Source organism: Stenotrophomonas sp. YJH_SMC_110 (genome assembly GCF_059369255.1).
The window spans coordinates 93,640-105,641 of record NZ_JCAFSM010000010.1 but is presented as its reverse complement, the minus strand read 5'-3'; the positions used below and the strand labels follow the sequence as shown (position 1 = coordinate 105,641).

Genomic DNA, 12,002 nt, shown 5'->3' with positions numbered 1-12,002 from the left:
CGGCACCGCGCACGATCAGTAGCGGTAGTGGTCCGGCTTGAACGGGCCTTCCACCGGCACGCCGATGTAGTCGGCCTGTTCCTGGCTCAGGGTGGTCAGCTTCACGCCGATCTTTTCCAGGTGCAGGCGAGCCACTTCTTCGTCCAGCTTCTTCGGCAGCAGGTACACCTTCTTCTCGTAGCTGTCCTTGTTCGCCCACAGGTCGATCTGTGCCAGGGTCTGGTTGGCGAAGCTGTTGGACATCACGAAGCTCGGGTGGCCGGTGGCGCAGCCCAGGTTCACCAGGCGGCCTTCGGCCAGCAGGAAGATCGCATTGCCGTTCGGGAAGATGTACTTGTCGACCTGCGGCTTGATGTTGACGTGCTTGATGCCGGCGAAGGACACCAGTGCGTCGACCTGGATCTCGTTGTCGAAGTGGCCGATGTTGCAGACAATGGCCTGGTCCTTCATCGCGCTCAGGTGCTCGATGCGGATGATGTCCCTGTTGCCGGTGGTGGTGACGTACAGGTCGGCACGGCCCAGGGTCGATTCGATGGTGTTGACTTCATAGCCTTCCATCGCCGCCTGCAGGGCGCAGATCGGGTCGATCTCGGTGACGATCACGCGCGCGCCGTAGGCACGCAGCGACGCGGCGCAGCCCTTGCCGACGTCGCCGTAGCCGCAGACCACGGCTACCTTGCCGGCCAGCATCACGTCCATCGCGCGCTTCAGGCCGTCGGCCAGCGACTCGCGGCAGCCATACAGGTTGTCGAACTTGCTCTTGGTGACCGAGTCGTTGACGTTGATCGCCGGGATCAGCAGGGTGCCGGCCTGGGCCAGCTGGTACAGGCGGTGCACGCCGGTGGTGGTCTCTTCGGAGACGCCCTTCCAGTCCTTGACCACGCGGCCCCAGTAACCCGGGCGCTCCTTGGCAACGCGCTTGAGCAGGTTCTTGATGACCTGTTCTTCGTGCGAGGCGGACGCGGTGTTGACCCAGTCGCTGCCGTTTTCCAGTTCGTAGCCCTTGTGGATCAGCAGGGTCACGTCACCGCCGTCGTCCACCACCAGTTCCGGGCCGGTCAGGGTGCCGTCGGCCAGGGTGAAGGTCAGCGCGTCCAGGGTGCAGTCCCAGTACTCTTCCAGGGTCTCGCCCTTCCAGGCGAACACCGGGGTGCCGGTGGCGGCGATGGCGGCAGCCGCGTGGTCCTGGGTCGAGAAGATGTTGCACGAGGCCCAGCGCACGTCGGCGCCGATGTCCTTCAGGGTCTCGATCAGCACCGCTGTCTGGATGGTCATGTGCAGCGAGCCGGTCACGCGCACGCCCTTCAGCGGCAGCTCGGCCTGGTACTTGCGGCGGATCGACATCAGGCCCGGCATTTCGTGCTCGGCGATGTCCAGTTCCTTGCGGCCCCAGTCGGCCAGCGTGATGTCGCGGATCTTGTAATCACCTTCGGTGGAGAAGGTCTTGGCAACAGCGTTCATTCGTGTGCTCCGGTTGTGGGCGAGCGGGTGCTCGCATCTAGCCGGGCGCCGTTGTTACAAAGCCACCTTACCGAGCCTGGCCGGGCCTCATCGGATCCGGTCGCAGCGCCCCTCGGCAGGGGAGAACCCCCATTATATCGCGGCCCCGGCATGACATCCGGATGACCCAACCATCGGCAGATGGGGGCGCGTGCACGGCCTGTTAAGGTCGGTGCTTTCACGCATCACGCAGGTAGAACGATGAGCATGCACGCGCGCCGTACGCGGCGCTGGACCGGCCTGGTCCTGTCGATGGGACTGCTGGCCGTGGCCCCGCTGGCCTGGGCGCTGGCCCCACAGCCCGCTGCAGCACAGGCGCAGGGTGCCAATGGCTACGAACTGCCCTCGGCGGCGCTGCAGGCGGTGGTCGACGCACCGCGCGCGCCGTCGCTGCACCTGTCGCCTCGCCGCGACATGGCCGCGTTGATGCAGATGCCGTCGCTGCCGTCGATCCGGGTGGTGGCGCAGCCGGAACTGAAGCTGGCCGGCCTGCGCATCAACCCGCGCACGTTCTCCGACAGCCGTTTCAGCTTCGGCGAGAAGCTGTGGCTGATGAACGTGGCCGATGGCAAGGAACGGCAGATCAGCGGCCTGCCGGCCACGCTGTCGATCGCCAGCCTGATGTGGTCTCCGGATCAGAAGTGGCTCGCTTTCAACCAGGTCGACGCCACCAGCGGCGCCAACGAACTGTGGCTGGTGGACGTGGCCGCCGGCAGCGCCCGCCGCCTGGTTGCCGGCTTGAACACGGTGATCGGCAGCGGTTACCAGTGGCTGCCGGACAGCCGCGGGCTGGTGGTGTTCACCCGCCCGGCCAACCTCGGTGCGGCCCCGGCCACCGACGGCATCCCGACCGGCCCGGCCGTGCAGCAGACCCGCCGGGGCGATGGCGTGGTGTCGATCCGTACCTACCAGGACCTGCTGAAGAACGAGGCTGACGCGCGCCAGTTCGACTACTACGCCACCACACAGCCGGTGGAAGTCAGCCTGGATGGCAGCACCCGCCCGATCGGCGCGGCCGGCATCTTCATGGGCTTCTCCGTGTCGCCGGATGGCCGCTTCGTGCTGCGCCAGCCGGTGCAGCGCCCGTATTCCTACGTGGTGCCGGTGAGCAGTTTCCCGCGCCGCATTGAAGTGATCGACCGTGCCAGCGGCAAGCTGGTGCATACCGTGGCCGTGCGTCCACTGGTGGAAGGCCTGCCGACCGGCAACGACGCCGAAGTGACCGGCGTGCGTGACATCGGCTGGCGTGGTGATGCCGACGCGACCCTGGTCTGGGCTGAAGCGCAGGATGGTGGCGACCCGAACAGGGATGCCAAGGTGCGCGATGCGGTGCTGATGCAGGCCGCGCCGTTCGACACGCCGCCGGTGACGCTGGCCCAGCTGGGCAGCCGCCTGGCCGGTATCAGCTGGGGCCGTGGCGACCTGGCCCTGCTGACCGAATCGTGGTGGAAGACCCGCAGGACCAAGACCTGGCTGATCGCCCCGGACAATGCCAGCGCCGAACCGCGCCTGCTGTGGGATCGCGATGCGCAGGACCGCTACGCCGATCCGGGCCGGCCGCTGCGGGCCAGCGACGAGCGCGGCCGTTCGCTGCTGCAGACCAGCGCCGATGGCGGCAGCCTGTACCTGGCCGGCGCCGGTGCTTCGCCGGAAGGCGACCGTCCGTTCGTGGACCGCTTCGACATCGCCACGGGCAAGGCAACGCGCCTGTTCCACTCGCAGGCGCCGAGCTATGCGCTGCCGGTGGCATTGCTGGACAAGCAGGGCAGTTCGCTGCTGCTGAGCCGCGAGAGCCCGGACGAGCCGGCCAACTTCTACGTGCAGTCGCTGGTCGATGCTGGGAGCGCACCGCGCGCGCTGACCCATTTCGCGCATCCGCTGCCGCAGCTGAAGGGTGTGCAGAAGGAGCAGATCCGCTACAAGCGCAAGGACGGCGTCGACCTGACCGCGACCCTGCTGCTGCCGCCGGGATACGACCCGAAGCGCGACGGCCCGCGCCCGCTGCTGATGTGGGCCTACCCGGGCGAGTTCAAGAGCGCGGCCGCGGCCAGCCAGGTGACCGATTCGCCGTATCGCTTCAATGCGGTCAGCTACTGGGGTCCGCAGGCGTTCCTGGCCAAGGGTTACGTGGTGCTGGCCAGCCCGTCGATGCCGATCATCGGCGAGGGCGACAAGGAGCCGAACGACACCTACATCGAACAGCTGGTGGCCAATGCGCAGGCGGCCGTGGATGAAGTGGTGCGGCGTGGCGTGACCGACCGCGATCACATCGCCATTGGTGGCCATTCGTACGGTGCGTTCATGACGGCCAACCTGCTGGCACACACCCGCCTGTTCAAGGCGGGCATTGCGCGCAGCGGCGCCTACAACCGCACGCTCACGCCGTTCGGCTTCCAGGCCGAGGAGCGCAACTACTGGCAGGCGCAGGACGTCTACCAGAAGATGGCGCCGTTCAATTACGCCGACAGGATCAAGGATCCGATCCTGTTCATCCACGGCGTGGACGACAACAACTCCGGCACGTTCCCGATCCAGAGCGAGCGCATGTTCGCGGCGGTGAAGGGCCTGGGTGGCACCGCGCGGCTGGTGATGCTGCCCAACGAATCGCATGCCTACCGCGCACGCGAATCGATCATGACCATGCTGGCCGAGAGCGAGCGCTGGCTGGAGCAGACCATCGGCCCGGCCGAGCAGGGCACGGCGAAGAAGAAGCGCTGATACGTGCATGAGGGTGGCCGCTGCAACAGCGGCCGCCTGTGCGGCTGCGCCGCCGCCCGAGCATGGGCTCGGGCGCTACACGGTGTCACGCGCCATGACGCTTGTAGAGCCGAGCCCATGCTCGGCTGCGTCCGCCATGGATACGTGCAGATGAAACCATTCTTGCATCGCAGCACGACGCCCGATCTGGGATAGGCTTGGGGTCTGGATCCGTTGACCGAGGCCTGTGCGTCGCCGATGAACGAGTACCGCAGCAGCATCGAGTTTGCTTCCCCCGATCTTCCGCTTCGCGATGACGTGCGCCGGCTCGGCGCACTGGTCGGTGACCTGCTGGTCGAACAGGTTTCGGCCGCTTTTCTCGACGATGTCGAGGACGTGCGCACCCGCGCCATTGCCCGCCGCGAGAACCAGGCGCCCCTGTCGGAGCTGGCCGAAGGGCTGGCCGGGCGCACGCCGCAGCAGGCCGAGACCATGGTGCGGGCCTTCAGCACCTACTTCCAGGTGGTCAACATCGCCGAGCGCGTGCATCGCATCCGCCGCCGCCGTGATTACCAGCGTGCCGGTACCGCCGGGGCGCAGCCCGACGGCCTGCAGGATGCGCTGCAGCATCTGAAGGCGCAGGGCGTGGGCCTGGATGAGCTGGCGCAGTGGCTGCCGCGCATCGACATCGAACCGGTGTTCACCGCGCACCCGACCGAAGCGGTGCGCCGCGCGCTGCTGGAGAAAGAGCAGCTGATGGTGGCCAGCCTGGTCGACAACCTCGACGGCCAGCGCACGCCGGGGGAAGCGGCCGCCGATGCTGCGCGCTTCCGCATGGCGCTGACCGCTTCGTGGCAAACCACCGATTCCTCGCCGGTGCGGCCTACCGTCGATGACGAGCGCGAGCACGTCGGCTTCTATCTGGTGCAGGTGCTGTACCGGGTGATCCCGGTGCTGTACGAATCGCTGCAGCAGGCGCTGCGCGATACCTACGGCGAAGAACTGCCGCTGCCGCGCCTGCTGCGCTTCGGTACGTGGGTGGGCGGCGACATGGACGGCAACCCGAACGTGGATGCCCACACCATCCGCACTACGCTGGACGCGCAGCGGCAGGCCGTGCTGGGTCGCTACCAGAAGGAACTGCTGCAGCTGGCCAGCCTGCTCAGCCAGTCCACCGAGCGGGTGGGCGTGAGCGAGGCGCTGCAGGCGCGCGTGGCGCACTACCAGCAGCTGCTGCCGCAGGTGCAGTCGCGCCCGCGCCATGCCGACATGCCGTACCGCCTGCTCAACGACCGCATGCGCGCACGCCTGCAGGCCACGTTGGATGACGGCGAAGGCGCCTACGCCGGTCCGGACGAACTGATCGACGACCTGCAGCTGATCCTCGACAGCCTGCGCGCCAACCGCGGCGAACATGCCGGTGGCTTCGCCGTGCAGCGCCTGCTGTGGCGGGTGAAGACCTTCGGCTTCCACCTGGCGCGGTTGGACGTGCGCCAGGAATCGAGCGTGCACGCGCGCGCGCTGGCCACGGTGCTGGGCGGCGACGCAGCGTGGGACGGCCTGGATGCAGTGGGCCGCGCGCGCCTGCTGGCGCCGCATGCCAGTGGTGACGCGCCGTTGCCGAAGGGCGACGACGAAGGCAACCGGCGACTGGACGCCGTGTTCGCCGCGCTGGCCGATGCCCGTGCGCGGCATGGTGGCGATGCACTGGGCAGCTACATCATCTCGATGGCACATGACCGCAGCGACGTGCTGGCGGTGCTGGCGCTGGCGCGCCGTGGCGGCCTGGTGGAAGAGAACGGATCAGTATCGCTGGATATCGCGCCGCTGTTCGAGACGGTGGAGGACCTCAAGCGCGGCACCGTGACCCTGCGTGATCTGCTGGCCGACCCGATCTATCGCGCGCACCTGCAAGCACGCGATGACGTGCAGATGGTGATGCTGGGCTATTCGGACAGCAGCAAGGACGGTGGCATCGCCGCATCGCGCTGGGGCCTGCAGCGTGCACAGGTGGAACTGCTGGAGGTGGCGGCCGAGGCCGGCATCCGCCTGACCTTCTTCCATGGCCGTGGCGGCTCGATCAGCCGCGGTGGCGGCAAGACCACGCACGCGGTGGACGCATCGCCGCGCGGCAGCATCGATGGCCGCCTGCGGGTGACCGAGCAGGGCGAGGTGATCCATCGCAAGTACGGCATCCGTGCGCTGGCCCTGCGCTCGCTGGAGCAGGCCACCGGTGCGGTGCTGCGTGCCAGCCTGCGCCCGCGTGCCGCCGAGCCGCGCGAGGATGAGTGGCGACCGGTGATGGACGCGGTGGCATCGGCCAGCAGCGAGGTGTATCGCGCGTTCGTTGGCCAGGCCGGTTTCATGGACTACTTCCGCACCGCCACGCCGATCGACGTGATCGAACGCATGACGCTGGGCTCGCGGCCATCGCGCCGGCTCGGCCAGGACGCCGCGCTGGGCAACCTGCGTGCGATTCCCTGGGTGTTCGCCTGGAGCCAGGCGCGCGCGGTGATTCCCGGTTGGTACGGCGTGGGCAGTGGCCTGCAGGCGGCGGTTGCTGCCGGCCACGAACAGACCCTGCGCGAGATGGCGCGGGACTGGCCGTTCTTCCGCACCTTCCTGGACGACATCGCGATGGTGCTGTCCAAGGGCGATATCACCATCGCCGAGCAGTTTTCGCTGTTGTCGGGTGAACTGCACGGGCACTTCTTCCCGCAGGTGCAGCGCGAACTGGAACTCACCCGGCACTGGCTGCTGGCGCTGATGGACCAGCGGACGCTGCTCGACCACGATGCGCGGCTGGCGCTGTCGATCCGCCTGCGCAATCCCTACGTCGATCCGATCAGCGTGCTGCAGGTGGACCTGTTGCAGCGCTGGCGGGCCAGCGGGCGCGAGGATGACGGGTTGCTGCGCGCGCTGGTGGCCTGCGTGAACGGTGTTGCGCAGGGCGTGCAGAACACCGGTTGATCCGCATCCGCCGGGCATGGCCCGGCGAATTCGCAATGGTAGTGCCGGCCGCTGGCCGGCAACCTCATGATGTCCGGCAGCACGCGCGAGGTTGCCGGCCAGCGGCCGGCACTACCTCATTCCTCCGGTGACGGCGGATTCGATGCCAGCAGTTCCAGATGGCGCTGTTCCATTTCCTGGCGCAGCTGGCGGCGGATCTGCGCGGCGGCCTGGCGGCGCTTCTCGTCGGACGTCGCCGGCTGCAGGGGCGGGACGGGCGTCGGCCGGCCTTCCTCATCCACGGCCACCATGGTGAAGAAGCAGCTGTTGGCGTGGCGCACGCTGCGCTTGAGGATGTCCTCGGCCACCACCTTGATGCCGATCTCCATCGACGAGGTGCCGGTATGGTTCACCGAGGCCAGGAAGGTGACCAGCTCGCCCACCGCGATCGGCTGGCGGAACATCACCTGGTCCACCGACAGGGTGACCACGTAGCTGCCGGCGTAACGGCTGGCGCAGGCGTAGGCAACCTGGTCGAGCAGGCGCAGGATGGCGCCGCCGTGGACCTTGCCGGAGAAATTGGCCATCTCCGGCGACATCAGCACGGTCATGGACAGCTGGTGGGTTTTCAGTTCGGTCGACATGCGGCGATTGTATCGGCGTGGCGTAGCTCTTGTAGAGCCGAGCCCATGCTCGGCTGCTCTTGTCGCAGGAAAAAGAAAGCCGAGCATGGGCTCGGCTCTACAGAAAGCAGAAGGGCCGCGTGAGCGGCCCTTCGTGTTTCTTACTTCAGCTTCGCATCGGCGCGCAGGGCGGCGGCGCGGTCGGTCTTCTCCCAGGAGAAGGCCGTGGCGTTGACGGTCTCGCCTTCGCCGTTGAGGTAGCTGAACTCCTTCGGCTTGCGGCCGAAGTGGCCGTAGGCCGCGGTCTGCTGGTACATCGGGTGCACCAGGTCCAGCATCTTGATGATGCCGTACGGGCGCAGGTCGAAGTGCTTGCGGATCAGCTTCTCGATCTTGTCGTCGCTGATCTTGCCGGTGCCGAAGGTGGTGACCGAGATCGAGGTCGGCTCAGCCACGCCGATGGCGTAGGAGACCTGCACTTCGCAACGGTCGGCCAGGCCGGCGGCCACCACGTTCTTGGCGACGTAGCGGGCCGCGTAGGCTGCCGAACGGTCGACCTTGGACGGGTCCTTGCCGGAGAAGGCACCACCACCGTGACGGGCCCAGCCGCCGTAGGTGTCGACGATGATCTTGCGGCCGGTCAGGCCGCAGTCGCCCACCGGGCCACCGATCTCGAACTTGCCGGTCGGGTTGATGTGGAACTTGGTGCCCTTGTGCAGCCACTTGGCCGGCAGCACCGGCTTGATGATCTCTTCGCGGACGGCCTCGATGAGGTCCTTCTGCTTGATGCCGGGGGCGTGCTGGGTCGACAGGACCACGGCGTCGATGGCCGAGACCACGCCGTTTTCATAGCGCAGGGTGACCTGGCTCTTGGCGTCCGGACGCAGCCACGACAGCGGCGAGTTCTTCTTCTTGCGGATCTTGGCCTGCTGCTCGACCAGGCGGTGCGACAGGTGGATCGCGGCCGGCATGTAGCTGTCGGTCTCGTTGGTGGCATAGCCGAACATCAGGCCCTGGTCGCCAGCGCCCATTTCTTCCGGCTTCTTGCGATCCACGCCCTGGGCGATGTGCGGCGACTGCTTGCCGATCAGGTTCAGCACGCCGCAGGTGGCGCCGTCGAAACCGACGTCGGAGCTGTCGTAGCCGATGTCCGTGATGACCTTGCGGGTCAGCGCTTCCAGGTCGATCCAGGCGCTGGTGGTGATTTCACCGGCCACGATGGCAACGCCGGTCTTGACCATGGTCTCGCAGGCCACGCGGGCGCGCTGGTCCTGGGTCAGGATCGCGTCCAGCACCGCATCGGAGATCTGGTCGGCAACCTTGTCCGGATGGCCTTCGGAGACCGACTCGGAGGTGAAGAGATAGCTGGACATCAGGCGTAATATCCCTTGATTCGGATGGAAAGATGGGCGCGCATGATACACGGGGTGCGCCGCCTGTGCATTGTGAACCTGTGCCGGTTGCCGGTGGTTAAGCCCGCGTAGGCCTGGAGGGGCCGTCCCTTGGGGATTGGGGCCCAGCCTTGAGGCCCAGTGTTCCACCAGCGTGACAACAGACGGGACGGCTGCCGGCCCCGACCGCGCAGGCGGCGACCTCGCCGCGAAGGCGGGCCGGCCGTCATCGTTCTGCCCCGAAACCGCCATCTGGCTGCCGCCTGCCGGGCGCAGGCTGTCGGCCAATCCGGCCGCCGGGCATCAGTGGATCCGCCATGCAGGAACTCGAACAGCGTCTCCAGCAACGTTTCCCCGATTGGTTCCATGGCCGTCGCGGCCAACTGGCGCGGCCGCTGCTGCGCAGCGTCGGGCGCTGGTCGCGCCTGGACCAGATCGAAGCCTTCCTGCAGCGCAGCTCAGGACTGCGCGGCTTCGGTTTCGTCGCCGCCGGCCTGGAATTCATCGGCGGCCAGTACCAGGTGGATCCGGCCGCGCTGGCCAGGATCCCGGCCACCGGCCGCCTGCTGATCGTCGCCAACCACCCCTCCGGGGCACTGGATGCCCTCGCACTGCTGGACGCGGTTGGCCGTATCCGCCGCGACGTGCGGATCGTGGCCAACGATCTGCTGGGGGCGATCGCGCCGCTGCAGGACCTGCTGCTGCCGGTGCGCATCCTCGGTGGCAAGGCCCGGCGCGGCAGCCTGCATGCGGTGGAGGAAGCATTGGCCGCCGAGCAGTGCGTGATCGTGTTCCCGGCCGGCGAGGTCTCGCGCCTGTCGCTGCGCGGCATCCGCGATGGCCGTTGGCAGCGCGGGTTCGTCCGCTTTGCCCGCGCGGCCGCTGCGCCGGTGCTGCCGGTGCGGGTGGAAGCGCGCAACTCGGCGCTGTTCTACGGCGCCTCGACCCTGTTCAAGCCGGCCGGCACCGCGCTGCTGGCGCGCGAAATGTTCGCCCGTCGTGGCCGCCCGCTGCGGCTGAGCATCGGCGAGCCGATGCAGCTGGGCAAGGGCGGTGACCCGGGCGCACAGCTGCTGGCGGTGCGCCGCGCGCTGTACGCGCTGGGCCGCAACGGCGCGGCCGGCAATGCCGCTGCGTGCGCAGGCCCCGAGCCATTGGCGTCTCCGGTGCCGCCTTCGCAGGTCGCCGCCGGCATTGCTGCGGCCACCCAGCTGGGCCAGACCGCCGATGGCAAGCAGATCCTGTTGGCGACCTGTACCGCCGATTCACCGCTGCTGCTGGAACTGGGCCGCCTGCGCGAGCTGACCTTCCGCCAGGTGGGCGAGGGCACCGGGCGCAGCCGCGACCTGGACGCCTACGATCCGCAGTACGAGCACATCGTGATCTGGGACCCGGCGGCGCAGCGCATTGCCGGTGCCTACCGCATCATGCGCGGCGCCCAGGCCCTGGCCCGGCACGGCCTGTCCGGGCTCTACAGCGCGTCGCTGTTCCGCTATTCCGACGATGCCATCACCCACATTGCCGAGGGCCTGGAGCTGGGCCGCAGCTTCGTGGTGCCCGATTACTGGGGCAGCCGCAGCCTGGACTACCTGTGGCAGGGCATCGGCGCCTACCTGCAGTGCCGGCCGGGCATCCGCTACCTGTTCGGCGCGGTCTCGATCAGCGCAGCGCTGCCGCGCGATGCGCGCGAGCAGCTGGTGGCCTACTACCAGCGCTACTACGGCGGAACCGCCGGGCTGGCCGAATCGAACCGCCCCTTCCAGTACTTCGCCGCACCGCCAAGTTTCGGCGAGCTGGATGCGGGTGCCGCGTTCGATGTGCTCAAGGCCAACCTGGCCGCACTGGGTACCGGCGTGCCGACGCTGTACCGCCAGTACACCGATCTGTGCGAACCCGGCGGCGCGCGCTTCCTCGCCTTCGGTGTGGACCCGGACTTCAGCGATTCGATCGACGGCCTGATCGAAGTGGACCTGTGCGCGATCCGGCCGAACAAGCGCAAACGCTACCTGCGCGACACGGGTGCGCCGGCATGAGCACGCTGGCGAACCTGTCGCCGCACCGGCGCGCAGTGTTCGTCTCCGACGTGCACCTGGGCTCACGTCATTGCCATGCCACCGAGCTGGCGCGGTTCCTCTCGCAGCTGCGCTGCGAACGGTTGTACCTGGTCGGCGACATCATCGACCTGTGGTGGATGGCGCATCGCCGCGCCAACTGGCGGCAGTCGCACAGCGAAGTCATCCAGGCCCTGCACGCGCTGCGCCGTGCAGGGACCGAGATCATCTACATTCCCGGCAACCACGATGCCTCGCTGCGCCAGGTGTGCGGGCTGATGTTGCCGGCCATGCAGGTGCGCCGCCGTGCCATCCACGTGACCGCCGATGGCCGCCGGCTGCTGGTCGCGCATGGCGACGACTACGACGGCGTGACCCATTTCGGTGGCCTGCAGGAAAAGTTCGGCGACTGGCTGTACTACCGCATCCTGACCGGCAATCAGGCGCTGAACGCGGTACGGCGCCGGCTTGGCATGCGCTACTGGTCGCTGTCGGAGTTCCTGAAGAAGCGCAGCGGGGCCGCCGAACGCTACATCGAGCGCTTCGTGCAGGCCGGGCTGGACGACGTGCGCCGGCGCGGCCTGGATGGCATCGTCTGCGGCCACATCCACCGCGCGGCGCTGGTCGAACGCGATGGCCTGGTCTACGCCAACGACGGCGACTGGGTGGAGAGCCTGACCGCACTGGCCGAGGACCATGATGGTGCGCTGCGCCTGCTCGACCACAACGGCCAGACCCTGGTGGAACTGCCAGGCGCGCGGTTGTCGCAGGCGGCATAACGCGCGTCTGTC

At 68.0% G+C, this 12,002-nt stretch carries 7 protein-coding genes and 1 riboswitch; of the genes, 4 read left to right on the top strand and 3 right to left on the bottom strand.

The features are described 5' to 3' along the window. Positions 1-15: 15 nt before the first annotated feature. Positions 16-1,461 (bottom strand): adenosylhomocysteinase, encoded by a 1,446-nt coding sequence (ahcY, locus tag AC5P6H_RS17240; RefSeq protein WP_014645960.1) that lies wholly within the window; start codon positions 1,459-1,461, stop codon positions 16-18. Positions 1,462-1,497: 36 nt separating this feature from the next. Then, a riboswitch (S-adenosyl-L-homocysteine riboswitch) is annotated at positions 1,498-1,581 on the bottom strand. Positions 1,582-1,701: 120 nt separating this feature from the next. Between ahcY and AC5P6H_RS17235 the strand changes: the two genes are divergently transcribed. After that, positions 1,702-4,218, top strand: coding sequence for a S9 family peptidase (locus tag AC5P6H_RS17235; protein ID WP_111205769.1), 2,517 nt, complete (start codon positions 1,702-1,704; stop codon positions 4,216-4,218). A gap of 237 nt (positions 4,219-4,455) precedes the next feature. Next, on the top strand, positions 4,456-7,167 hold the full coding sequence (gene ppc, locus AC5P6H_RS17230) for a phosphoenolpyruvate carboxylase (RefSeq protein ID WP_111205770.1): 2,712 nt from the start codon (positions 4,456-4,458) through the stop codon (positions 7,165-7,167). Between the two features lie 116 nt (positions 7,168-7,283). Here ppc and AC5P6H_RS17225 read toward each other — a convergent pair whose 3' ends face one another. Both AC5P6H_RS17225 and metK read right to left on the bottom strand, forming a co-directional pair. Beyond that, complete coding sequence (locus tag AC5P6H_RS17225) at positions 7,284-7,790, bottom strand: acyl-CoA thioesterase (RefSeq protein ID WP_010481883.1); 507 nt, start codon at positions 7,788-7,790, stop codon at positions 7,284-7,286. A gap of 140 nt (positions 7,791-7,930) precedes the next feature. After that, positions 7,931-9,142: a methionine adenosyltransferase gene (metK, locus tag AC5P6H_RS17220; protein WP_010481882.1), complete on the bottom strand. Its 1,212-nt coding sequence runs from the start codon at positions 9,140-9,142 to the stop codon at positions 7,931-7,933. A 335-nt stretch (positions 9,143-9,477) separates the two neighbouring features. On the opposite strand from metK, the gene olsF reads away from it, so the two are divergent. Further along, entirely contained in the window at positions 9,478-11,193 is a 1,716-nt protein-coding gene (gene olsF / locus AC5P6H_RS17215; RefSeq protein WP_329768598.1) for a bifunctional ornithine lipid synthase OlsF, read from the top strand. Then, a complete protein-coding gene (locus tag AC5P6H_RS17210) occupies positions 11,190-11,990 on the top strand; it encodes a UDP-2,3-diacylglucosamine diphosphatase (RefSeq protein WP_005412268.1) in 801 nt (266 codons plus the stop codon). Before olsF ends, AC5P6H_RS17210 begins: the two co-directional genes overlap by 4 nt. Positions 11,991-12,002 lie beyond the last annotated feature (12 nt).

Bases quoted from the DNA above. Each gene is read 5' to 3' on its own strand.
- AC5P6H_RS17225 (WP_010481883.1), bottom strand. From the start codon at position 7,790: ATGTCGACCGAACTGAAAACCCACCAGCTGTCCATGACCGTGCTGATG.
- metK (WP_010481882.1), bottom strand. From the start codon at position 9,142: ATGTCCAGCTATCTCTTCACCTCCGAGTCGGTCTCCGAAGGCCATCCG.
- olsF (WP_329768598.1), top strand. From the start codon at position 9,478: ATGCAGGAACTCGAACAGCGTCTCCAGCAACGTTTCCCCGATTGGTTC.
- AC5P6H_RS17210 (WP_005412268.1), top strand. From the start codon at position 11,190: ATGAGCACGCTGGCGAACCTGTCGCCGCACCGGCGCGCAGTGTTCGTC.
- ppc (WP_111205770.1), top strand. From the start codon at position 4,456: ATGAACGAGTACCGCAGCAGCATCGAGTTTGCTTCCCCCGATCTTCCG.
- ahcY (WP_014645960.1), bottom strand. From the start codon at position 1,461: ATGAACGCTGTTGCCAAGACCTTCTCCACCGAAGGTGATTACAAGATC.
- AC5P6H_RS17235 (WP_111205769.1), top strand. From the start codon at position 1,702: ATGAGCATGCACGCGCGCCGTACGCGGCGCTGGACCGGCCTGGTCCTG.